A 21,388-nucleotide genomic window follows, 5' to 3' on the forward strand; every position below is an offset into this window, starting at 1 on the left:
ACCGACGCGGTGCAGTTGCTGGGCGGGTACGGCTACACCCGGGACTACCCGGTCGAGCGGATGATGCGCGACGCCAAGATCACCCAGATCTACGAGGGCACCAACCAGGTCCAACGCATCGTCATGGCCCGCCAGCTGCTCGCCGGCTGACGATCAACCACCTGCGGGCACCCGGCTGACGAGCCGTCCCGCCTGACGAGCCGTCCCACCTGACGGCGGCGTTTGCGGGCCGACGACCCGGGCCGACCATCCACCGGATCAGCTGCCCGGCCGGGCGGTCAGCCCCTCCAGCACCATCGCGCCGAACTGGCGGGCCACCTCGTCGACGCTGAGCGGACCACCGACGTTGAGCCACTGGTACGCCCAGGCGCACATGCCGACCAGCCCGAAGGTGGCGATACGCGGGTCGACGTCCGCGCGGAACACCCCCCGGGCGACACCGTCGGCGACCATCCCGGCGAAGGCGGCCTCCACCAGGCCACGCTTGCGGGTCACCTCGGCGAACAGGTCCCCGGTCAGATACCGCCGCTCCTGGTAGAAGATCGTCACGTGGGCCCGGTACTCGGCCACGCTGGTGAGGCTGAACCGGATCAGCTCCCGTACCCGCACGGTCGGGTCGTCACTGTCGGCTTCGATCTTCTGGATCGCGGCGAGCTGCGCCTCGAGGTACTCCTCCTGGATGTGCCGCAGCAGGTCGTCCTTGCTGGCGAAATGGTGATAGAAGGCGCCCTTGGTGAGCTGCGCCTGGTCGGCGATCTCCTGCACCGAGGTGCGGTCGAAGCCACGCTGCTCGATCAACCCCAGCGCACTGGTGATCAACGAGTTACGGGTGTTCTCCGGGTCGTACCCGTCGGGCCAGCGTTGCCGGCGTCGGGTCGACTCCGGGCGAGACGTCGCGCGCGCCATTGGTGGCCTCCTATCCCGAGTACAGCCACACAATGCTACCGTCCGGTCGGAAGGAAACGAAGAGAGCCACCCCGGTCAATCCGCCCGAGATTCGGCGGCCACCAGCCGTCGCCGGGAATACCGGCGGCGACGCCCGTGGTCACGACCACCGACGACCTCCACCACAGCGGTGTCGGAGCACAGGGCCGCCGCAGGCGGGAACGGCGGAACGGGCCGGACCCGGCGCCGGGCGGACTCAGCGCCGGGCGTCGCCCGACCGGCCGCGACCGGGCGTCCCGGCCCGGTGACCGACGCGCGGCACGCGTACCACCGGGGAGGTCGCCGCCCCGGGGCGGAACTCCCGGGCCGCACCGGCCACCATCTCGTCGGGGTCGTCGGCGAGCACCTGCCGCAGGTGCGGCGGGACGAACTCCGACGTCGCCACCGCCATCCGCACCTGCACCGACCGGTCGTCGACCAGGTCGCGCAGATCCGCCTCGTCCAACTCGACGGTCAGCACCAACGCGGCGCGGACGTCCGGCACCGGGTCCCGGGCGAGCGCGCCGCGGTGCACGGCGGTGGTCCGCGGATTGCGGGCCAGCCCCTTGCGTACCCGGGCCGTCCGATCGGCCAGCAGGGCGGTGATCACCTCGGGGTCGTGGGTGTGGGTGGCGAGCCGTTCCCGCACCTCGGGTGAGACGTCGTCGACCAGCCGCGCGGCCAGCTCCGGCTCCAGCTCCCGCGACTCGGCGAGCAGACCACGCAGCTCCTTGTCCGCGGTCTGCGCCATCACCCGACGCACCGATTCGTCGCAGGCCGGATTGCCGGCGACCGCCCAGCGGACCCACCGGTCGGCGTCCTTGACCAGGCGCAGGAGGTTGGCGATCGAGGTCGCCGGGTTCCTCGCCACCGCCTCCCGCACCTCACGGTCCGGGTCGCGGGTCAGCGGACGCAGCGCCTGGGCGGGCGCGTCGGCCCGGGTGGCTACCGCCCGGCGGACCACCGGCGACGGGTCGGCGGCCAGGTCGATCAGGGTCAGATGGGCCGTGCCGGGGTCCTGCGCGAGGGCGAGCCGGGCCTCGACCCCACCGTCCGTCGCCTCCTGCGCCGCGGCACCCGACCCACTGCGACGGTCGGTCCCGCCGACGTCCTGCTGCTTGCCCATGGGCGTCATCATGTCACGGCCCACCGGGCACGCCGCGAGGCCGACCGGTGCCCCGACCCGCCACCCTCCCGACCCCGCCCGTACGTCACACCCGGGCCGCCGTGGCGCTCATCCTCCGCCGGGGGCGACCAGGCCGGACTCGTAGGCGATGATCACCAGTTGGGCCCGGTCGCGGGCGTGGAGCTTGGTCATCGCCCGGTTGATGTGGGTCTTCGCGGTCAACGGGCTGATCACCAACCGGGCGGCGATCTCCGCGGTGGACAGCCCCCGCGCGACCAGGACGACGGTCTCGCGCTCCCGGCCGGTCAGCCCGGCCAACCCGACGCCGGCGTGGACCCGGGGGCGGGCGGCGACGTACCGGTCGATGAGTCTGCGGGTGATCGACGGCGCGAGCAGGGCGTCACCCCGAGCGGCGACCCGGACCGCGTGCAGGAAGTCCTCCGGCACGACGTCCTTGACCAGGAACCCGGCCGCACCGGCGCGTAACGCGTCGAAGACGTACTCGTCCAGGCCGTAGTTGGTCAGGATGACCACGTGCACCCCGGTCAGGGTCGGGTCCGCGACGATGCGCCGGGTCGCCTCGATGCCGTCCATCACCGGCATCTGGATGTCGAGCAGCGCGATGTCCGGCCGGTGCCGGCGGGCGAGCGTCACCGCCGCCACACCGTCGGCGGCCTCCCCCACCACCTCGATGTCGTCCTCCATGTCGAGCAACGCACGGAAGCCGCTACGCAGCAGCGGTTGGTCGTCGACCAGCAGGACCCGGATCACGGCGTGCCACCCGTGGGAAGCTCGGCGCGGACGGTGAACCCGCCGTCCCCGCGCGGTCCGGCGCGCAGCCGGCCGCCGAGCGCGGCCACCCGTTCACGCATGCCGAGCAGTCCGACGCCGCGCGTCGGCCCGCCGGTCGGGAGGGCGCTGCCGTCGTCGTCGACCTGGATGGCCAGCGCACCCGGACGGTAGTCGATCCGGACCGACGCCGTGGCGGCGGCGGCATGCCGGGTGACGTTGGTGAGGGACTCCTGGACGATCCGGTACGCCGTCCGACCGACCGCCGTCGGAACGTCGTGCGGGTCTCCCCCGACGGTCAGTGTGGTGTCCAGCCCGGCTGCCCGGGCCTGACGCACCAGTTCCGGGACGTGGTCGAGACCGCGCGGCGTGGACCCACCGTCGTCCCGTAGCACCTCCAGAGTGGCCCGCAGCTCCCGGGTCGCCTCCCGACCGGCCGCCCGGATCGCCAGCAGGGCCTCCGGCACCTCCTCGCCGCGCTTGCGGGCCAGATGCACGGCCACCTCGGACTGCACCTTGATGACCGATATCTGGTGGGTGAGCGAGTCGTGCAGCTCCCGCGCGATGTGCAGTCGCTCCTCGTCGGCCCGACGCCGTGCGGTCTCCTCCCGGGTACGCTCGGCCTCGTCCGCCCGCCGCTCGGCCTGCCGCAACGCCTCCCCCGCCGCACCGGCGGCGACCAGCCAGGCCAGTTCGAGCACCCCCCGGGACCGGGCGAGAGCCGCGCCCAGGGCCAGTTGCTGCGGCGGGCCGAGAACCACCAGCGGCAGCGCCACCAGCATCGTCACCGCCGCCACCACCGTGGCCGTGCGGTGCCCCGCCCGGACGGCGGCGTACACGGCGAACAGGAAGGCGACGGCGGGCACGTCGAAGCCGGCCGCCTGGCACCCCACCGCGCACGCCCCGGTGCCGACCAGCACGGCGACCGGGGCGCGGCGGCGGGCGGCGAGGGTCAGGCCACCGGCCGCCAGCAACGCGTAGCCGACCGGGGAGCGACCCGGGTCGCCGGAATGACCGGCCAGCCCGGCGACCACCAGCGTGACCGCCACCGCGCCGGCGATCGCCCAGTCCCGGACACCGCGGCGTGCTGTGCTCATCCGCGCACCCTAACCGGGTGCCGCCGCCCGGCGGGTCCTGCTGGCGGACGACCCGGGGGCTACCACGGACGCGGTACCCCTACCGCGTCGGCGGTGCCCGGGTACGCCCCGGCGGCAGTGCGAACCGTCCACGTTCGCCGGACGACGACGGCCGGGCCCGGCGACATGATCGGGGAGACCGGCGCGCGGGACCACGCGTCGTGGACAGAGGAGCATCATCATGCGTGCAGCAGGCAATTCCCGGGCGTCCCGACTGGTGTCGACGACCGTCACCGCCGCCGTTCTCGGCGGGACCTGGTTCGCCGCCCCGGCATCGGCGCACCCCTCGGCGCGGCAGGCCGCCGTCGACGTCACCACCATGAGCGCCGGGCGACTCGGGGCGACGCTCGCCGCGCTGCTGGGTCTGGCCGGGCTGGTCATCGGCGGGCTGGCGCTGGGCCGGCCCACCGTCCGGCCCGGCGGCGGACGGCGCGGCGCCGTCCTGGCCCTGACGGCAGGGGTGGTCGGCACGGCCCTGGGCGCTCTGGTGGTGGCCACTTCGGACAGCGGCATCGGCACCGGCAACGGGCGCGGCGGCGGTTACCTGGCCCTGGTGCTGGGGTTGCTCGCCGTCGGGCTGGGCGGGCTGGCGCTGACCCGCAGCCGCCGGGCCGGGTGAGCCGGCCACCGGCGCGGCGGCCCCGGGCCTCCCGGTGGGGCAGGGCGACCCGGCGACCGGGTGAGCCGCCGGGCCGGCCAGCGGCGTCGAACGTCCGGCGGTGCGGCAATCTGACGGGGTGAACGCCGAACAGCCCGTCGACGACGTCCGCACCCCCCGGGCCCAGCACGGGTCGAGCCCGCAGCACCTGCTGGCCACCCTGCTCGGCGAATACCTCGACTCCGCGGTGGCCGACCTGCCGTCGGGGGCGGTCATCGCGATGCTGCGGGAGTTCGGGGTCACCGAGCCCAGCGCCCGGGCCGCCCTGTCCCGGCTGGTCAAGCGGGGCCTGATCGCGATCCGGGGCGACACCCGGCCGCCGGTCTACCACCTCACACCTGCGGCGATCGCCCGACACCGCTCCCGGATGCGGCACTTCCTGGACTTCGGCGCGCAGCCGCCGCCCTGGACCGGGGACTGGGTGCAGGTCTCCTTCTCCCTCCCCAGCTGCGGCCAGGCGGCCCGGCACACGGTGCGCCGGGCGTTGACCGCGCACGGTTTCGTGCGGCTCTACGACAGCGTGTGGATCACGCCGGGCAGTCACGCCGCACCGGTCAGGGCGGAGCTGGAGGCGCTGCTGCACCCCGTCGAGGGGGCCCGCTGGTCGGTGCTGCACGTCCGCTTCGACGAGGAGGCCGGCCCGCACGGCCCGGCTGCGGCGTACGACCTGACCGGGCTGGCCGCCGGCTACGCGGCCTTCGTCGCGCGGTTCGCGCCGTTGCGGGTGGCCGCCCGCCGGGGCACGGTCGACCCGGCCACGGCGCTGGTGGCGCGGACCTCCGCGATGGACTCGTGGCGCAGGTTCGCCGACACCGACCCGGACCTGCCCACGCACCTGCTGCCGACGCCCTGGCCCCGCCAGCAGGCCCGGGAGACCTTCCTGGACATCCACGCGGGGCTCGGCGCACTCGCCCAGGCCCGCCTGGTCGAGGTGACCACCCCGCACTGGCCGGACGCCGCCGGGTGGATCACCCACTTCCACGCCGCCCGCGACGCCGCCCGCCCGGAGCCGACCGGCGGCTCGTGCGGAGCCCTCCGCCGCACCGGCTGACGCCGGGGGTGCGGCTGTGCCCCGGCCGGCAACGCACGGACGGCGTCGGACCGGTCCGCCAGACGGGCAAGACATTGACACTTTTCGTTACCGCAGTGATAGTAACTGCATACCGCGACCGCCTGTGGGGACTGCGGCCGGCCGGTCGACGCGTCCACGTCGGCCCGCCCGTTGCCGGCGCTGACCACCCTGGTCGGGCCCGGCGGCAGACCCGCCACCGCAGGGGGTGCCACCGCCGACACCCGCAGGAGGGTGCATGCCAAGGAGATCGAAGCTGTACGCGGGCCTGACCGCCGCGCTGGTGCCGGCAGCAGCCGTGCTGATGGCCCTCGGCGCGACGCCGGCCGACGCCGCAGTCGGCGGATCGGGGCCCTATCCCGCCGACTACGAAACCGCGACCAGCCTGCCCAACCACACCATCTTCCGACCCCAGACACTGCCGACCGAACGCCTGCCGATCCTCGTGTGGGGCAACGGCGGCTGCTCGGCCAACGGTCTCTCGCAGGGCAACTTCCTGCGCGAGATCGCCTCGCACGGCTTCCTGGCCATCGCCAACGGCGGCCCGAACGCCTCCGGCTCCACCAACTCGCAGATGCTCACCCAGTCCATCGACTGGGCGGTGGCGGAGAACTCCCGCCAGGGCAGCAAGTACTACAACCGGATCGACACCGGCAAGGTCGCCGTCGCCGGCTTCTCCTGCGGTGGTCTGGAGGCGTACGCCGTCTCCAACGACCCGCGCGTCACCACCACCGGCATCTTCAGCAGCGGCCTGCTCAACGACGCCGACGACTACCAGCTCCGGCGGCTCACCAAACCGATCGCCTACTTCGTCGGCGGGCCCAGCGACATCGCCTACCCCAACGCCATCGACGACTGGGGCAAGTTGCCCACCGGACTGCCCGCCTTCATGGGCAACCTCAACGTCGGGCACGGCGGCACCTACGACCAGCCCAACGGGGGCGAGTTCGGCCGGGTGGCGGTGCTCTACCTCAAGTGGCGGCTCAAGGGCGACACCACCGCCGGCAGCAACTTCGTCGGCGCGAACTGCGGGCTGTGCCGCACCCAGTGGACCGTCCAGCAGAAGAACCTGACGCTCGACGGCCCGCCGCCGACCACCCCGCCGCCCACGACCCCACCACCCACCACTCCCCCGCCGACCACCCCGCCGCCGACGACTCCCCCGCCCACCACTCCCCCGCCCGGTGGGGCCGGCTGCACCGCCGTCTACGCCATACAGGACCAGTGGAACGGCGGGTTCGTCGCCAACGTCAGCGTCACCGCCGGGTCCGCCGCGCTCACCGGCTGGCGGGTCACCCTGACCCTGCCGGGCGGCGCAGCGGTCAGCTCGGTGTGGAACGGCGTCGCCACCGGCACGAGCGGCACCATCACCGTCACCAACCAGAGCTACAACGGACGGCTGGGCGCCGGGCAGGGCACCAGCTTCGGGTTCCAGGGCACCGGGACCGGCGCCGGCGCCACCGCCACCTGCACCGGCAGCTGACCGTCGCGCAGCCGGGGAAGCAGTCCGTGCGGGTGGGCCGGGGCCTGGTGCCGACCCACCCGCACGACCCCCGGGTGCCCGGACGACGGACAGCGCTACGGGGGTGCCCGGACGACGGACGGCGCTACGGGGTGCCCGGACGACGAGCGGTGTTCCAGGGTGCCGGAATGACCGTCGCGCACCACCTGGGCGGAGAGGACCCGGGGCTCGCCCTGCGCCTGCGGATCAGCGGGCCCGGCTTCGCCCCCTTAGAGGCGGACACGGTCCGGCCCGTCGATCCGGGACTCGTGCCCGGCCGGCAGTTGACCGCCGTCGTGGACCCGGCGAGCCGGCTCTACCGGGTCCAGTGACGACAGGGCACCGGTGCCGACGGGCCCGGGGCGGTGGCGGCCGGTTCAGGACGATCCGCGCAGGTCCTCCTCGATCCGCCGGGCCGTGGCCAGCAGCGGTGGGAGCAGTTCCCGCCGGATCAGCTCGAACGACCCCCGGCTGGCGTGGGCGGACAGGTTCACCGCCGCGACCACCGTGCCGTGCGCACCGTGGACCGGCGCGGCCAGCGACCGTAGTCCCTCCTCCAACTCCTGGTCCACGATCGCGTACCCCTGGGCGGCGATCTTCGTCAGGATCGCCCGTAGCTTCGCCGGGTCGGTGACGGTGCGCCGGGTCAACTGTTGCAGCTGCGCGGTGGCGAGGTAGTCGTCCAGCCGGTCCGAAGGTTGCGCGGCGAGCAGCACCCGACCCATCGACGTGGCGTACGCGGGGAACCGGGTGCCGACGCTGATCCCCACCGTCATGATCCGTTTGGTGGGCACCCGGGCGACGTAGACCACCTCCTCGCCGTCGAGCACCGACACCGAGCAGGACTCGTGCACCTGCGCGACCAGCGCTTCCATGTGCGGTTGGGCGATCTCGGGCAGGCTCAGGCCGGACAGGTAGGCGTAGCCGAGGGCGAGGATCCGCGCCCGCAGCGAGAACAGCCGGCCGTCGGTGTGCACGTACCCCAGCTCGACCAGGGTGAGCAGGAACCGGCGGGCCGCGGCCCGGGTCAGCCCGGTGCGGCGGGCCACGTCGCTCAGGGTGAGCTGCGGATGCTCGGCGTCGAACGCCCGGATCACCGCGAGCCCACGCTCCAACGACTGCACGAACTCCGGTGACCGTGCCGCCTGACCGCCCACCTCACCCAGCCTCCCGCCGCAGGGCCTCCCGGGCCACCGTGAACGCCCGGTTCGCCGCCGGTACGCCAGCGTAGACGCCCACCTGGAGCAGGACCTCCGCCACCTCCTGTTCGGTCAGCCCGTTGCCCAGCGCGGCCCGTACGTGCATCGCCAACTCCTCCTCGTGGCGCAGGGCGGCGAGCACGGCGAGGGTGATGCAGCTGCGGGTACGCCGGTCGAGGCCGGGCCGGGTCCACACCTCCCCCCAGGCGTAGCGGGTGATGAAGTCCTGGAAGTCGGCGGTGAACCCGTCGGTGCCGGCGACCGCGCGGTCGACGTGCGCGTCGCCGAGCACCTGCCGGCGTACCGTCATGCCGGCCTCGTGCCGCTCGTGGTCGTCCATCATCCACCCGGTTCCTCGAAGTGTTCCCGCAGCAGTCGGCCCACCCGCGCGGGTTGCTCGACGTTGGCCAGGTGCGCCGCGGCGTCGAGGACGACCAACCGCGCACCGGGGACGCGTCCGACGATCTCCCGGGCGCACGCCACCGGGGTGGCCGGGTCGTCCGCGCCCGCGACGACCAGGGTCGGTGTGACGATCCGGCCCAGTTCGGGGCGCAGGTCCATCGCGGCGATCGCCTCGCAGCAGGCCGCGTATCCGGCCGGGGAGGTCGCGGTCAGCATGGTGCGGTGCGCGGCCACCACGTCCGGCCGGGCGGTGGCGAACGCCGGGGTGAACCAGCGGGCCACCACCGCGTCGGCGATCGCCGGCAGGCCACCGGCGCGCACCGTCGCCGCCCGTTCCCGCCACGGCCCGGCCGGGCCGAGCCACGCCGAGGTGCACAGCAGGGCCAGCCGCCGCACCCGGTCGGGCGCGTGGGCGGCGAGCCACATGCCGACCATGCCGCCGAGGGACAACCCCGCGTAGTGGACCCACGGCACGTCGAGACGGTCCAGCGTCCGCAGCAGTTCCCGGCCCAGCAGATCCAAGGTGTACGGCCCGGCCGGCACCGCCGACCGACCGTGGCCCAGGTGGTCGTACCGGATGACCCGAAACCGCTCGGCCAACGCCGGGACCTGGGGTTCCCACATCGCGGCGGTGGTGCCGAGGGAGCCGCCGAGCAGCAGCACCGGCGCGGTGGCCGGACCGTCGACGGTGAGGTGCAGCCGGGCGGTCATGCCTGCGCTGCCCGGGCGGCGGCCAACGCCCGGTCGACGAACACGCCGGCCGACCCGAGCCAGCGGTACGGGTCGAGCGCCTCGTCGATCTCCGTCCCGGACAGGTGGGCGCGGATCTCGGGGTCGGCGAGCAGCGCGGCGCGGAACGCGGGTGCGGCGGCGGCGCGGGCGACCAGGTCGTGCGCGACGTCGCGGCCGACGGCGGGGGCCAGCCGGGCGGCGACGGCCTCGGCGAGCACCCGCCCACCGGTCGCGTCGAGGTTCGCCCGCATCCGCCCGGGATCGACCCGCAGCCCGGCCAGCAGCCGGGCGCACCGGCCGCCGGCACCGCCGGCCAGGTGCAGCAGGTCGCGCAGCGGCTCCCATTCGGCGTGCCAGCCACCGGCGGCCCGCTCGTGCTCCTGCACCGCTGCGGCGTACAACGTGGCGACGAGGCCCGGACCACGGCGCGCGGCGGCACCGATCAGGATCGAGTCCACCGGGTTGCGTTTGTGCGGCATGGCCGAGGAGCCGCCCCGGCCCGTGCCACCCTCGGCGACCTCACCGATCTCGGTTCGGGCGAGCAGCCCGACGTCGAGCGCCACCTTGCCGGTGGCCGTGAGTAGGCCCCCGAGGGCGGCGGCCAGGTCGAGGCGGGGTTGTCGTCGGGTGTGCCAGGGCAGCGCGGGCGCGGGCAGCCCCAGCCGGACGGCGAACCGGGCGGCGATCTCGGGGCCGGCCGGGCCGAGTGCGGCCAGGGTGCCGACCGCACCGCCGAGTTGGGCGGGCTGCCCGTCGCCGGCCTGTCGGAGCCGGTCACGGGCCTGCGTGAGGCCGGTCAGCCAGCCGGCGGCGGTGAGCCCGAACGTGGTGGGTGCCGCCTGCTGTCCGAGGGTCCGGCCGACCAGCACGGTGTCGCGGTGGGTGTCGGCGAGCCGGGCGGCGGCGGCGACGGCCTCGTCGAGGTGGCGCAGCACCGGTCCGAGTGCCCGGACGACGACCAGGCTCAGCGCGGTGTCCATGATGTCCTGGCTGGTCGCTCCGTGGTGCACCCACCCCCGGGCGGGCCCGGGCACGGCGGCGGTCAACTCCCGCACGAGCGGGACGACCGGGTTTCCGGCGGCGTCGGCGGCCCGGCCGAGTGCCGCCGGGTCGTACCGCTCGGCGTGGCAGCGGGCGACGATCGCGTCGGCCGCCCGTGCCGGCAGCACCCCGGCGTCCGCACCGGCCCGGGCGAGTGCGGCCTCCGCGTCGAGCAGCGCCCGCAGCAGGGCCGGATCGTCGAGTTCGCCGTCCACGTCCGGGTTGCCGGACAGGCCGGAGAGCAGGCCGTCAGAGGGCGAAGAAGACGGTCTCACGGTCACCCTGCAGGTGGATGTCGAAGCGGAACCCGTCCGGCGCGGCAGCGGCCAGCAGGGTGTCGCGGCGGTCGGGGTCGATGCCGGTCAGCACCGGGTCGGTGGCGTTCGCCGCCGGCTCGTCGGGGAAGTAGAGCCGGGTGACCAGGCGGTGCAGCAGCCCCCGGCCGAGGACCGACAGGGTCAGGTGCGGTGCCTCGACGCCGCCGTCCGGGTCGGGCAACGCCCCCGGTCGGACGGTGAGCAGCCGGTAGCACCCCTGGTCGTCGGTCTCGCTGCGCCCGAATCCCCGGAACCCGGCGAGCGCCGGTGGCCGGGCCCCACGCGGGTCGTCCGGATGGTCGAACCGGCCGTCCGGGTCGGCCTGCCAACTCTCCACCAGCGCGTCGACCACCGGCGCTCCGGTGCCGTCGACGATCCGGCCCCGGATCCAGAATGCGCCGGGGGTGCCGTCGGGGACGACGTACGGGCCGTCGGGCCAGCGCAGCCCGATGCTCAGGTACGGCCCGACGGTCTGCGCGGGGGTGACGCCCAGCCGGTCACGCATCGTCGTCGCCGTCCTCGAAGGGGGTGTCCTCCCGGCCCCGCAGCACGATGTCGAACGCGTAGGCCAGCGCCCACTCCGGCTCGGTGCCGGCGTGGTCGTACCGGGCGATCAGCCGTTGCCGGGCGGCGGGGTCACGGACGGAGTGCAGCACCGGGTCCTGGAAGAAGAGCGGGTCGCCGGGGAAGTACATCTGGGTGACCAGGCGTTGGGTGAACGCCCGGCCGAAGAGGGAGAAGTGGATGTGCGCCGGCCGCCAGGCGTTGTCGTGGTTGCGCCAGGGGTAGGCCCCGGGCTGCACGGTGACGAACCGGTACCGTCCCTGGTCGTCGGTGAGCGTGCGTCCCACGCCGTCGAAGTGCGGGTCGAGCGGGGCCGGCCAGGTGTCGCTGGTGTGGCGGTAGCGTCCGGCGGCGTTGGCCTGCCAGATCTCCACCAGTGTGTGGGGCACCGGGCGGCCGTCGCCGTCGCGGACCCGGCCGTGCACGATGATCCGCTGCCCCTGCGGTGGCCCGTCGTGCTGGCGGGTCAGGTCGTGGTCGAGGTCACCGACCCGGTCGTGGCCCAGCAGCGGCCCGGTGACCTCGGTCAGCCGCTGCGGCAGGTGGGCCAGGGGTCGCCGTGGTGCCCGCGCCACCGTCGACCGGTAGTCGGGGCTGAGCAGGGGCGGGTGGACGTCGACGTCGTCACGCCGGTACGCCGGCAGCACGGGCGCCCTGCCGGCCCGATGGGCGGTGTCCTCGGTCATCGTCGTCTCCCGTCAGACGGTCGGGCCTGGGGCCGGTGGCCGGTCGGCAGGGGTGCCGTGCCTGGTCGCCTCCAGCGCGCGCAGCACCGCCAACTCGTGGGCCGTCGGCGGGTCGTTGGTGGTCAGCGGGTCGGCGACGGCGAGGTCCCAGCCGGTCGCCGCCCGCGCCTGCTCCCGGGTCACGCCGGGGTGCAGCCGGGTCAGGGTCAGCTCGCAGCTGACCGGGTCGGGTTCGAGGACCCCGAGGTCGGTGATCACCAGTCGGGGGCCGCCGCCGCGCAGGCCGAGCCGTTCCCGGCCCCCCGGCCCTGTCCCGTACCCGACGGAGGTGACGAAGTCGACCCGTTCGGTGAACGTACGGCGGTTCTGCCGCACGATCACCACGACCTCGCCGCAGGAGGCGGCGATCTCCGGCGCCCCACCGGCACCGGGCAGCCGGACCGCCGGGGTGGCGTAGTCGCCGACGACGGTGGTGTTGAGGTTGCCGTACCGGTCGAGTTGCGCCGCACCGAGGAAACCCACGTCGATCCGGCCGGGTTGGAGCCAGTAGTTGAACACCTCGGGCACCGACACCACCGCGTCGGCGGTGTCGGCGAGGACGCCGTCGCCGATGGACAGCGGGAGCCGGTCGGGTTTCGCGCCGAGGCAGCCGGACTCGTAGATGAGCACCAGGTTGGGGGCGTGGGTGACCCGGGCGAGGTTCGCCGCGGTGCTCGGCAACCCGATCCCGACGAAGCAGGCCGTGCCGTCGCGCAGTTGCCGGGCGGCGGCGACGGTCATCATCTCGTCGGCGGTCCAGTCGGTGCCCGGACGCGGGCCGCTCACCTCGACACCCCGGGGCGCGGTCGGTGCCCGGTGGCGGGCCGCGCGTTCACGCCGCCGCCCCGGCCCGGTGCACGTGCCGGTCGAGCCAGGCCCGGAAGGTGTCGCGGTCCCGGCTGACCGCGTCCCAGGCCCGGTAGAAGTCGTTGTCCCGCACCGAGTAGCCCTGGGCGTAGGAGGGGTGCGCGCCGCCGGGTACCTCGGCGACGGCGGTGACCGCCCAGCCGGGCAGCACCACCTGGCCGGGCACCGGCGTCAGCTCGCCCACGATCTCCTCGACGGTGACCAGCGAACGGTGGGCGGCCAGCACCGCCTCCTTCTGCACGCCGGTGATGCCCCACAGCTGCACGTTGCCGGCCCGGTCGGCGCGCTGGGCGTGCACCACCGTCACGTCGGGGCGCAGGGCCGCCACGGCGGTCAGGGTCTCGCCGGTGAAGGGGCAGTCGACCGGCCGGATGTTGGCCGTGTGCCGGGGCAGGTCGGTGCCGGTGTAGCCGCGCAGCACGGCGAACGGCAGCCCGGACGCGCCGGCCACGTAGCGGTTGGCCATCCCGGCGTGGCTGTGCTCCTCCAGCTCCAGCGGACCCGGCCAGGCGTGCTGCACGGCGTCGCGGAACCGGTGCAGCGAACCGACTCCCGGGTTGCCGCCCCAGGAGAAGACCAGGCGGCGGGCACATCCCGCCCCGATGAGCTGGTCGTAGATGACGTCGGGGGTCATCCGCGCCAGGGTCAGCTCCCGGCGTCGCTGGCGGATGATCTCGTGACCGGCGGCGAACGGGATGAGGTGGGTGAACCCTTCCAGGGCCACCACGTCGCCGTCGTGCACCAACTCCGCCACGGCGTCGGCCAGCGGGACGAGCTTCGCCATGGGCCTGCCACCTCGCCTCGGACTGGTGTTCGCCATGCGGACTTTCGTGCTCATGTCGAACGTACGGCCGGCGGCGACATCCGTCAATGTCCTGCCTCGCCCCCGGCGCCGGTCGACAGGCGTCCGGGCAGGGCGTTGACGGGAGCCGGGGCACGTGCCAACGTTCTAGAAGAGAACACCCGTTCGGTCAGCGAACACCGTCGGCGGCCCGTGACCGGAGCCAGGTGGCGGTCAGGCGTCCAGGAAGGACGGACCGGGATGCGTACCCAGGTCGGCATCGTCGGCGCCGGGCCGGCGGGACTCATGCTGTCGCACCTGCTGCACCGGCAGGGCATCGCCTCGGTGGTGCTGGAGAGCCGCAGCCGCGAGCACGTCGAGCAGCGGCTGCGCGCCGGGGTGCTCGAACAGGGCTCGGTCGACCTGCTCTGTCGCACCGGCCTCGGCGAGCGGCTGCTCCGCGAGGGGCTGCGGCACGAGGGCATCGAGCTGCGCTTCGCCGGGGAGTCGCACCGGGTGCCGATGACCGAACTGACCGGGCGGGCGATCACCGTCTACGGGCAGCAGGAGGTGGTCAAGGACCTGATCGCCGCCCGCCTCGCGGCCGGCGGCACGATCCTGTTCGACGCCGAGGTGACCCGGCTCGACGGGCTCGACTCCCCCGACCCGGTGGTCCACTACCGACGCGACGGCCGCGAGGAGGAGCTGCGCTGCGACTTCGTGGCCGGCTGCGACGGGTTCCACGGGGTGAGCCGGGGCGCGGTGCCCGACGGGGTGCTGACCAGCTACGAACGGGCGTACCCGTTCGCCTGGCTGGGGGTGCTCGCCGCCGCCGCGCCGGCCGTGGAGGAACTCGTCTACGCCCACCACGAGCGGGGTTTCGCCCTTTACAGCATGCGCTCACCGCAGGTCTCCCGGCTCTACCTCCAGGTCGCCCCCGACGAGGACCTCGCCGCGTGGCCGGACGAGCGGATCTGGGCGGAGCTGCGGGTCCGGCTGGAGACGGTGCCGGGCTGGTCGCTCACCGAGGGACCGGTGCTGGAGAAGTCCATCACCCCGATGCGCAGCTTCGTGGTGGAGCCGATGCAGTGGGAGCGGCTGTACCTGGCCGGGGACGCCGTGCACATCGTCCCGCCGACCGGGGCGAAGGGCATGAACCTGGCGCTGGCCGACGTGGCGCTGCTCGGCGACGCGTTCGCCGCGTGGTACGACCAGGGCCGCACCGACCTGCTGACCGGCTACTCGACCACCGCGCTGCGCCGGGTGTGGCGGGCGCAGCACTTCTCCTGGTGGATGACCTCGATGCTGCACCGGTTGGCGCACGACGACCCGTACGAGGCGAAGTTGCAGACCGCGACGCTGCGGTACGCCGCCACCTCCCGCGCCTACGCGACGAGCCTGGCCGAGAACTACGTGGGCCTGCCCGAGGTCTGACCGGCCCGGACCGCAGCTCAGCCCGGGGTGGTGGGCACCCCGCGATGCCCCTGCCGTCAGGTGCGACGGGTGCGACGCCACCATGACGCACCGTCGTTCAACTTATCCATGACGGGCGTCAGAAATTCTTGACTTTCGATGCCGGGGTGGCTGACCATGGCCAACACAGCGGCGTACGCCCCTCACGCAGCGGTCGTCCCCCGCAGATCCGAGGCATCCCGCCGGCTTCCGACGCACCCCACCACCCCCGCCCAGGAAGGGCCTCGTCAATGAAGAAGGTCATGGCTCTCGGGTTGATCGCCGTCACCGCGATCGCCCTCACCGGATGTACCGACTCCGACGCGTCCACCCCGTCCGCGCCGACCTCCGGCGACCTGCGCAAGGTCCGGGTCGCGGCGCTGCCGATCACCGAGACCGCCGCGCTGTGGGGCGGCATCAAGGCGGGCATCTTCGCCGAGCGGGGGCTCCAGGTCGAGGTGGTCCCCGCCCAGGGCGGCGCGCAGGCCATCCCGGCGTTGATGAACGGCGACATCGACTTCGCGATCGGCCAGCCCTTCGGCCCGTTCCGCGCCGACCTGCAGAACCTCGGCGTCGTCATCATCGGCAACTACGCCTCCTCGTACGCCGACGGCGACGACATCAACGCCGTGGTCGCCTCGGCGAAGTCCGGCATCAGGCGACCGGCCGACCTCGCCGGCAAACGGGTCGCGGTCAACAGCCTGGGCGCGGCCGGCGACGTCACCATCATGGCGGCGGTGGAGCAGGACGGCGGCGACCCCAAAAAGATCAAGTTCGTCGAGGTGGCCTTCCCCGACGCCCCGGCCCAACTGGCGGCGGGCAACATCGACGCCGCCTGGGTGCCCGAACCCTTCGTCACCCAGCTCAAGAGCCGGGGCGACACCCTGGTCGTCGCCCCCTACCAGGCGGTCGTCCCCGGCCTGGCCACCCTCACCACGATCACCACGACCGCCCGCACCGACAAGGACGCCAAGCTGGTCGAGGACTTCTCCGCGGCGATGAGGAAGACCCTGGAGTGGGCACAGGACCCCGCCAACCAGCCGGCCGTACGACAGGCCATCAAGGACAACCTCCAGCTGCCGCCGCCGGTGGCGGAGTCGGTCCGGCTCCCGGCGTTCGGCTGGGACGTCGACCGGGCGAGCCTGCAGAAGCTCGCCGAACTCGCGCAGAAGTACCGGGTACTCGACCGGCAGCCCGACCTCGACCGGCTCATCCGTCAGCAGTGACCCGGTGCGGCACCGCCCGTCCCGGCCGACGCACCGGGACGGGCCGGCCGCGCCCCCCGCGACCACGGAGGTGACATGCGCCTGCCCCCCACCCGACGCCCCCGCGCGCCACGCAGGGCGCTGCTGGGCGTCGCCGGCCTGGCCGGGTTCCTCGCCGTCTGGCAGAGCGTCCCGGCACTCGGCCTGATCGACCCGCAGTACCTGCCCTACGTGACGGACGTGCTCGCCCGGCTGTCCGAACAACTCGTCGACCTCGCGTTCTGGCGGCGGCTGGGCAGCACCATGACCTCCTGGGCGATCGGCCTGACGGTGGCGACGATCGCCGCCGTCGGTCTCGGTACGGTCGTCGGCCTGGTGCCGTTCCTACGGCGGGCCACCCACACGATGGTCGAGTTCCTGCGCCCCATCCCGTCGGTCGCCCTCATCCCGCTCGCCGTGCTGATGTTCGGCATCCAACGGCAGGCCGCCCTGGTCATCATCGTCTACGCGTCGTTCTGGCAGGTGTTCGTGCAGGTGATCTACGGGGTCGCCGACGTCGACACGGTCGCCCGGGACACCGCGCTCAGCTTCGGCCTGCGCCGCTGGGAACGGTGGACGCACCTCGTCCTGCCGACCACCCTGCCGTACCTGCTGACCGGCCTGCGGCTGGCGGCGGCGGTGGCGCTCATCCTGGCCGTCACCGCGGAGATGGTGATCGGCAACCCGGGCCTCGGCCGCATGATCGAGCTGTCCCGCTCCGCCGGCGACGCCGTCGGCCTGTACGCCCTCGTCGTGGTCACCGGACTGCTCGGGCTGGCGGTGAACCTCGTGTTCCGGTTCGTCGAGCGGCGGACGTTGTCCTGGCACGAGTCCGTCCGTGGGGAGCGGGCGCTGTGACCGCGTACCCGGGGAGGACGGTGGCCCCGCCGCGCCGCCGCGCGGTCGGTCACCGCACCGCGGCGGGTGTGCTGCACGCGCTCGGGCTGCCGATGCTGCTGCTGGTGCTGTGGGGCCTGGTGGCGACCAGGACGACGAGCCGGTTCTTCCCCGACCCGGTGACGATCGCCGACGCCTTCGTCGACACCTGGATCGGGCCGGCGTTCGTCGAGGACGTGCTGCCCAGCCTCGCCCGCCTCGGCCTCGGCGTCGCCGCGTCGATCGTGCTCGGCATCGCCGCCGGCACCGTCATCGGCCTGACCCCGTGGCTGCGGGAACTGCTCGAACCGCTGCTGGAGTTCCTCCGGGCGATCCCGCCGCCGGTGCTGATCCCGGTGATGATGATCCTGCTCGGGATCACCGACACCATGAAGGTCGTGGTGATCGTCTCCGGCGCGGTCTGGCCGATCCTGCTGAACACGATCGAGGGGGTCCGGGGCATCGACAGCGTGCTGACGCAGACCGCGCGGTCGTTCCGGGTCACCTGGTGGGAGCGGCTGTGGTTCCTGGTCCTCCCCGCCGCCAGCCCCCGGATCATGGCCGGTGTGCGGCAGGCCCTCTCGGTCGCGCTCATCCTGATGGTCATCTCCGAGATGTTCGCCTCGTCGGCCGGGCTGGGTTACCGGATCGCCTACTTCCAACGCAACTACCTCATCGCCGAGATGTGGAGCGGCATCCTGCTGCTCGGCGGGGTCGGCGTGCTCCTCGCCGTCGTCTTCGGGCTCGTCGAACGGCGCGTGCTGCGCTGGTACCACGGAATCAGGGAGGTCAACCGTGCCTGACCGGGGCACCCTGCTGCGGGTGGAGCAGCTACGCAAGGTCTACGAGTCCCCCACCGGCGACGTCGAGGCGATCGGGGACCTCAGCTTCACGATGGACGCCGGCGAACTCGTCTGCATCGTCGGACCGTCCGGGTGCGGCAAGACCACCCTGCTGAAGTGCCTCGCCGGCCTGCTGCGCCCCACCGGCGGTGTGGTCGAGATGCACGGGACGCCGGTGACCGGCCCCAGCCCCGCCATGGCCGTGGTGTTCCAGGAGTACGGCCGCAGCCTCTACCCGTGGCTGACGGTGCGCGGCAACGTCGAGCTGCCGCTGCGGCACAAGAAGCTCTCCCGCGCGCAGCGGGACACCCTGGTCGCCGACGCGCTCGACGCGGTGGGTCTGGCGCACGCCGCCCGCAGCCACCCGTGGCAGCTCTCCGGCGGGATGCAGCAGCGGGTGGCGATCGCGCGGGCGGTGGCGTACCAGCCCGAGGTCCTGATCATGGACGAACCGTTCGCCGCGGTGGACGCGCAGACCCGGGCCGACCTGGAGGACCTGGTGCGTGAGCTGCACGCCCGGCGCGGGATCTCGGTGCTGTTCGTCACCCACGACATCGACGAGTCGGTCTACCTCGGGCAACGGGTGCTCGTGTTGTCCCACGCGCCGACCCGGGTCCGCGAGGACGTCGCGGTCGACCTGCCGGCCGAGCGCGACCAGATCACCACCCGCGCCCTGCCCCGGTTCACCGAGCTGCGCACACACGTCTACGGCGAGATCCAGCGGGCCAAACGCGGGCACAATGTGGCCCCGCGACCCGCGCCGTGAGCGCGCCGGGCGACACCCGTCGGAGGGGATGACTGTGGGTAGGCGTCAGCCGAAGCAACTGGTGCTCGCCTTCTTCGGCGAACACGTCGTCGACGCCGACACCGGGCCGATCCGGGCGAGTGTCCTGATCACCGTGCTGGAGGGGGCCGGGGTCGCCGCACCGGCGACCCGGGCCACCCTCGACCGGCTGGTGCGCAGCGGCATCCTCGCCCGGGGCCGCAGCGGCCGGGAGACGTTGTTCTCGCTGACCGAGCACGGCGCGGCGGTGCTGCGTGAGGCGACGTACCGGGTGCGCGGGCCGAGGCCGTTCGACCCGCAGGGCAGCGGCTGGACCCTGGTCACCTTCTCCATTCCGGAGGGGCAGCGCACGCTGCGGCACCGGCTGCGCTCCACCCTCACCTGGGAGGGCTTCGCGCCGATCCGCGACGGGCTGTGGCTGGCCCCCGGCGAGGTCGACCTCGCCGGGTCGCTGGAACCGCTGCGCCAGGACCTCGCCCCGCACGCCGTGGTCGCCTTCCACGCCCGCGAACTCGCCGGCTTCCCGATCGGCGAGAGCGTACGCGCCGCCTGGGACATCGAGGCGATCCGGCGCGAGCACCTCGCGTTCATCGACCGGTGGGCCGACCCGGCCGCGACCACGGCGGCGGCGGGCGCGCTGACCCTGCGCACGATGCTGGTGGCGGACTGGCTGGCGCTGCTGCGGGCCGACCCGAGGCTACCGGCGGAGTTCATGGACGCGCAGTGGCCGGCGGCCCGGTCGGTGCAGACCTACCGTCGGGCGCACCGGGCGCTGGCCGAGGCGTCCACGGCGGAGTTCGCCGCCCTCGTCACCCACCGGCCCACGGTCAGCCGGCGAACCGCGCCCGCAGCTGCGTCTTCCGCACCTTCCCCGACGCGGTCCGCGGCAACTCGTCCACGATGACCACGTTCCTGGGCAGCTTGTAGCGGGCGATCCGACCGTCCAGGTGCGCCCGCACGACGGCGGTGTCCACGCGCGCCCCCTCCCGTACGGTCACCACCGCCCACGGCACCTCACCCCAGCGGTCGTCGGGCACCCCGATGACCGCCGCCGAGACCACCCCGTCGATCTCGCCGAGCAGCAGCTCGATCTCGGCCGGGTAGATGTTCTCACCACCCGAAATGATCATGTCCTTGAGCCGGCCGGAGACGTGGAGGCAGCCGTCGTCGTCGAGGCGGCCCAGGTCACCCGAGCGGAACCAGCCGTCGGCGGTGAACGCCTCGGCGGTCGCCGTCGGCAGCCCGTGATAGCCGGGAAAGACGTTGGGCCCGGCCACCTCGATCTGACCCACCTCACCGGCGGGCAGCACCGCCCCGCCCGGGTCGGTGATCCGCACGTCGGTGAAGAAGTGCGGCAGACCGACGCTGCCCTGCTTGGCCCGGGTCATCGCCGGTGGCAGCGCGGTCACGCCCGGCGACGCCTCGGTCATCCCGTACCCCTGGGAGAACGACAGGCCGCGCGCCTCGTAGGCGTCGAGGATGCGGGTCGGCACCGCGGAGCCACCGCAGGTGAGCTTCGCCAGCGTCGACAGGTCGGTCGTGGCCCAGTCCGGGTGGTCGGCCAGCAGCTGGTAGGTGGTCGGCACCCCGCTGAGCATGGTGACCCGGTGCCTGGCGATCTGCGCGAGCGCCCGGCCCGGCTCGAAGCCCCGCTCGACGACCATCGTGGCGCCCTTGAGGATGACGGGCAACGCGCCCATCCCCAGCGAGGCGACGTGGAACAGCGGCGAGATCATCAGCGCCACGTCGGTCGAGACGACGTCGTAGTCGACCACACAGTTGAGGGCGACCCAGGTGAGGTTGCCGTGGGTCAGCACCGCACCCTTGGCCCGCCCGGTCGTGCCCGAGGTGTAGACGATCGCCGCCGGATCGTCCGGGCCGGTGGGGGCAGGACCGGGGTGCCCGGCGTCGACCGCCCGGGTCAGCCGGGTCAGGCCCGGCCGCTGCGGGGTGCCCTCGCCGGTGACGACGGTCTGCGGAGGCCGCGCGGCAGGCAGGGCGGCGGCCACCGGTGCGGCGAACTCCGGATCGTGGATCAGCACCCGGGCCGCGCTGTCGGTCAGTAGGTGACCCACCTCGGGAGGTGCCAGCCGGGTGTTCACCGGCACGAAGACGGCGCCGACCTGCGCCACCCCGAACATCACCTGGAGGAACTCCGGACTGTTCTCCCCCAGGTAGGCGACGGCGTCACCGACGCCGACACCACGCCCCCGCAGCACCGCCGAGACCCGGTCCGCCGCGTCGGCGAACTGGGCGTAGGTGACGGTCGCGTCCGCGCCGTGGACGAGGGCGACCTTGTCCGGGGACCTGAGCCGACGCCTGGCCACCCAGGCACCGATTCCGTGCTGGTGCATCAGCA

The 21,388-nt window shown here is 73.8% G+C and carries 24 protein-coding genes; 11 read left to right on the forward strand and 13 right to left on the reverse strand.

Annotated features, from left to right (window positions below):
- The coding region (locus AB0K25_RS27935; RefSeq protein WP_363823651.1) for an acyl-CoA dehydrogenase family protein at positions 1-150 on the forward strand (150 nt) is incomplete at its 5' end.
- A gap of 108 nt (positions 151-258) precedes the next feature.
- Here AB0K25_RS27935 and AB0K25_RS27940 read toward each other — a convergent pair.
- The 4 genes from AB0K25_RS27940 to AB0K25_RS27955 form a co-directional block, all read right to left on the reverse strand.
- Positions 259-906 (reverse strand): TetR/AcrR family transcriptional regulator, encoded by a 648-nt coding sequence (locus AB0K25_RS27940; protein ID WP_208570612.1) that lies wholly within the window; start codon positions 904-906, stop codon positions 259-261.
- Between the two features lie 235 nt (positions 907-1,141).
- Positions 1,142-2,050 carry a DUF2336 domain-containing protein gene (locus AB0K25_RS27945; protein ID WP_219460734.1) on the reverse strand — a complete coding sequence of 303 codons (909 nt, stop codon included), beginning with the start codon at positions 2,048-2,050 and terminating at the stop codon, positions 1,142-1,144.
- A 108-nt stretch (positions 2,051-2,158) separates the two neighbouring features.
- Positions 2,159-2,821, reverse strand: a complete 663-nt coding sequence (locus AB0K25_RS27950) for a response regulator transcription factor (RefSeq protein WP_219460731.1) — start codon at positions 2,819-2,821, stop codon at positions 2,159-2,161.
- Positions 2,818-3,936 (reverse strand): histidine kinase, encoded by a 1,119-nt coding sequence (locus AB0K25_RS27955; RefSeq protein WP_363823578.1) that lies wholly within the window; start codon positions 3,934-3,936, stop codon positions 2,818-2,820. Before AB0K25_RS27955 ends, AB0K25_RS27950 begins: the two co-directional genes overlap by 4 nt.
- 220 nt (positions 3,937-4,156) lie before the next feature.
- On the opposite strand from AB0K25_RS27955, the gene AB0K25_RS27960 reads away from it, so the two are divergent.
- From AB0K25_RS27960 to AB0K25_RS27975, 4 genes are all read left to right on the forward strand, one after another.
- On the forward strand, positions 4,157-4,594 hold the full coding sequence (locus tag AB0K25_RS27960; protein ID WP_219460724.1) for a DUF6223 family protein: 438 nt from the start codon (positions 4,157-4,159) through the stop codon (positions 4,592-4,594).
- A 118-nt stretch (positions 4,595-4,712) separates the two neighbouring features.
- Positions 4,713-5,684, forward strand: coding sequence for a PaaX family transcriptional regulator C-terminal domain-containing protein (locus AB0K25_RS27965; RefSeq protein WP_219460721.1), 972 nt, complete (start codon positions 4,713-4,715; stop codon positions 5,682-5,684).
- 256 nt (positions 5,685-5,940) lie between these two features.
- The gene (locus AB0K25_RS27970) at positions 5,941-7,185 is read left to right on the forward strand and encodes a cellulose binding domain-containing protein (protein ID WP_219460718.1); all 1,245 of its coding nucleotides are present in this window, start codon (positions 5,941-5,943) and stop codon (positions 7,183-7,185) included.
- Between the two features lie 167 nt (positions 7,186-7,352).
- The gene (locus AB0K25_RS27975; protein ID WP_357533969.1) at positions 7,353-7,535 is read left to right on the forward strand and encodes a hypothetical protein; all 183 of its coding nucleotides are present in this window, start codon (positions 7,353-7,355) and stop codon (positions 7,533-7,535) included.
- Positions 7,536-7,580: 45 nt separating this feature from the next.
- Here the strand turns inward: AB0K25_RS27975 and AB0K25_RS27980 are convergent, their stop codons facing one another.
- The 8 genes from AB0K25_RS27980 to AB0K25_RS28015 all read right to left on the reverse strand — a co-directional run bounded on the left by AB0K25_RS27980 (position 7,581) and on the right by AB0K25_RS28015 (position 13,834).
- Entirely contained in the window at positions 7,581-8,360 is a 780-nt protein-coding gene (locus tag AB0K25_RS27980; protein ID WP_219460714.1) for an IclR family transcriptional regulator, read from the reverse strand.
- 1 nt (position 8,361) lies between these two features.
- Positions 8,362-8,742, reverse strand: a complete 381-nt coding sequence (pcaC, locus tag AB0K25_RS27985; RefSeq protein WP_219469907.1) for a 4-carboxymuconolactone decarboxylase — start codon at positions 8,740-8,742, stop codon at positions 8,362-8,364.
- On the reverse strand, positions 8,742-9,515 hold the full coding sequence (pcaD, locus tag AB0K25_RS27990; protein WP_357533973.1) for a 3-oxoadipate enol-lactonase: 774 nt from the start codon (positions 9,513-9,515) through the stop codon (positions 8,742-8,744). Before pcaD ends, pcaC begins: the two co-directional genes overlap by 1 nt.
- Positions 9,512-10,852: a 3-carboxy-cis,cis-muconate cycloisomerase gene (pcaB, locus tag AB0K25_RS27995; protein ID WP_363823584.1), complete on the reverse strand. Its 1,341-nt coding sequence runs from the start codon at positions 10,850-10,852 to the stop codon at positions 9,512-9,514. The genes pcaD and pcaB overlap by 4 nt, the downstream gene beginning before the upstream one ends.
- Complete coding sequence (gene pcaG / locus AB0K25_RS28000) at positions 10,827-11,399, reverse strand: protocatechuate 3,4-dioxygenase subunit alpha (RefSeq protein WP_219460707.1); 573 nt, start codon at positions 11,397-11,399, stop codon at positions 10,827-10,829. Before pcaG ends, pcaB begins: the two co-directional genes overlap by 26 nt.
- Positions 11,392-12,144: a protocatechuate 3,4-dioxygenase subunit beta gene (gene pcaH / locus AB0K25_RS28005; RefSeq protein WP_219460705.1), complete on the reverse strand. Its 753-nt coding sequence runs from the start codon at positions 12,142-12,144 to the stop codon at positions 11,392-11,394. Before pcaH ends, pcaG begins: the two co-directional genes overlap by 8 nt.
- Positions 12,145-12,156: 12 nt before the next feature.
- On the reverse strand, positions 12,157-12,927 hold the full coding sequence (locus tag AB0K25_RS28010; protein WP_219469901.1) for a CoA-transferase: 771 nt from the start codon (positions 12,925-12,927) through the stop codon (positions 12,157-12,159).
- 88 nt (positions 12,928-13,015) lie between these two features.
- Positions 13,016-13,834 (reverse strand): CoA-transferase, encoded by an 819-nt coding sequence (locus tag AB0K25_RS28015; RefSeq protein WP_363823587.1) that lies wholly within the window; start codon positions 13,832-13,834, stop codon positions 13,016-13,018.
- A 258-nt stretch (positions 13,835-14,092) separates the two neighbouring features.
- Here AB0K25_RS28015 and AB0K25_RS28020 point away from each other — a divergent pair, with 258 nt between their 5' ends.
- From AB0K25_RS28020 to AB0K25_RS28045, 6 genes are all read left to right on the forward strand, one after another.
- On the forward strand, positions 14,093-15,265 hold the full coding sequence (locus AB0K25_RS28020) for a 4-hydroxybenzoate 3-monooxygenase (RefSeq protein WP_219460702.1): 1,173 nt from the start codon (positions 14,093-14,095) through the stop codon (positions 15,263-15,265).
- Positions 15,266-15,546: 281 nt separating this feature from the next.
- Positions 15,547-16,509: an ABC transporter substrate-binding protein gene (locus tag AB0K25_RS28025; RefSeq protein ID WP_363823590.1), complete on the forward strand. Its 963-nt coding sequence runs from the start codon at positions 15,547-15,549 to the stop codon at positions 16,507-16,509.
- A gap of 75 nt (positions 16,510-16,584) precedes the next feature.
- A complete protein-coding gene (locus tag AB0K25_RS28030) occupies positions 16,585-17,385 on the forward strand; it encodes an ABC transporter permease (RefSeq protein ID WP_363823593.1) in 801 nt (266 codons plus the stop codon).
- Positions 17,382-18,206 carry an ABC transporter permease subunit gene (locus tag AB0K25_RS28035; protein WP_363823596.1) on the forward strand — a complete coding sequence of 275 codons (825 nt, stop codon included), beginning with the start codon at positions 17,382-17,384 and terminating at the stop codon, positions 18,204-18,206. The genes AB0K25_RS28030 and AB0K25_RS28035 overlap by 4 nt, the downstream gene beginning before the upstream one ends.
- Entirely contained in the window at positions 18,199-19,011 is an 813-nt protein-coding gene (locus tag AB0K25_RS28040; RefSeq protein WP_219460691.1) for an ABC transporter ATP-binding protein, read from the forward strand. The genes AB0K25_RS28035 and AB0K25_RS28040 overlap by 8 nt, the downstream gene beginning before the upstream one ends.
- Before the next feature lie 28 nt (positions 19,012-19,039).
- Positions 19,040-19,933, forward strand: coding sequence for a PaaX family transcriptional regulator C-terminal domain-containing protein (locus AB0K25_RS28045; RefSeq protein WP_244253535.1), 894 nt, complete (start codon positions 19,040-19,042; stop codon positions 19,931-19,933).
- Here the strand turns inward: AB0K25_RS28045 and AB0K25_RS28050 are convergent.
- Positions 19,857-21,383 (reverse strand): long-chain fatty acid--CoA ligase, encoded by a 1,527-nt coding sequence (locus AB0K25_RS28050; RefSeq protein ID WP_363823600.1) that lies wholly within the window; start codon positions 21,381-21,383, stop codon positions 19,857-19,859. The two genes, AB0K25_RS28045 and AB0K25_RS28050, sit on opposite strands and share 77 nt — an antisense overlap.
- Between the last annotated feature and the right edge of the window lie 5 nt (positions 21,384-21,388).

It is taken from the genome of Micromonospora sp. NPDC049257 (genome assembly GCF_040678915.1).
Classification (GTDB): domain Bacteria; phylum Actinomycetota; class Actinomycetes; order Mycobacteriales; family Micromonosporaceae; genus Micromonospora; species Micromonospora antibiotica.

Coding starts and splice junctions, on each gene's coding strand:
- AB0K25_RS27940 (WP_208570612.1), bottom strand. CDS start 906: ATGGCGCGCGCGACGTCTCGCCCGGAGTCGACCCGACGCCGGCAACGC.
- AB0K25_RS27945 (WP_219460734.1), bottom strand. CDS start 2,050: ATGGGCAAGCAGCAGGACGTCGGCGGGACCGACCGTCGCAGTGGGTCG.
- AB0K25_RS27955 (WP_363823578.1), bottom strand. CDS start 3,936: ATGAGCACAGCACGCCGCGGTGTCCGGGACTGGGCGATCGCCGGCGCG.
- AB0K25_RS27960 (WP_219460724.1), top strand. CDS start 4,157: ATGCGTGCAGCAGGCAATTCCCGGGCGTCCCGACTGGTGTCGACGACC.
- AB0K25_RS27970 (WP_219460718.1), top strand. CDS start 5,941: ATGCCAAGGAGATCGAAGCTGTACGCGGGCCTGACCGCCGCGCTGGTG.
- AB0K25_RS27975 (WP_357533969.1), top strand. CDS start 7,353: ATGACCGTCGCGCACCACCTGGGCGGAGAGGACCCGGGGCTCGCCCTG.
- pcaC (WP_219469907.1), bottom strand. CDS start 8,742: ATGGACGACCACGAGCGGCACGAGGCCGGCATGACGGTACGCCGGCAG.
- pcaD (WP_357533973.1), bottom strand. CDS start 9,515: ATGACCGCCCGGCTGCACCTCACCGTCGACGGTCCGGCCACCGCGCCG.
- pcaG (WP_219460707.1), bottom strand. CDS start 11,399: ATGCGTGACCGGCTGGGCGTCACCCCCGCGCAGACCGTCGGGCCGTAC.
- pcaH (WP_219460705.1), bottom strand. CDS start 12,144: ATGACCGAGGACACCGCCCATCGGGCCGGCAGGGCGCCCGTGCTGCCG.
- AB0K25_RS28010 (WP_219469901.1), bottom strand. CDS start 12,927: ATGATGACCGTCGCCGCCGCCCGGCAACTGCGCGACGGCACGGCCTGC.
- AB0K25_RS28015 (WP_363823587.1), bottom strand. CDS start 13,834: ATGGCGAAGCTCGTCCCGCTGGCCGACGCCGTGGCGGAGTTGGTGCAC.
- AB0K25_RS28020 (WP_219460702.1), top strand. CDS start 14,093: ATGCGTACCCAGGTCGGCATCGTCGGCGCCGGGCCGGCGGGACTCATG.
- AB0K25_RS28025 (WP_363823590.1), top strand. CDS start 15,547: ATGGCTCTCGGGTTGATCGCCGTCACCGCGATCGCCCTCACCGGATGT.
- AB0K25_RS28030 (WP_363823593.1), top strand. CDS start 16,585: ATGCGCCTGCCCCCCACCCGACGCCCCCGCGCGCCACGCAGGGCGCTG.
- AB0K25_RS28045 (WP_244253535.1), top strand. CDS start 19,040: ATGACTGTGGGTAGGCGTCAGCCGAAGCAACTGGTGCTCGCCTTCTTC.
- AB0K25_RS28050 (WP_363823600.1), bottom strand. CDS start 21,383: ATGCACCAGCACGGAATCGGTGCCTGGGTGGCCAGGCGTCGGCTCAGG.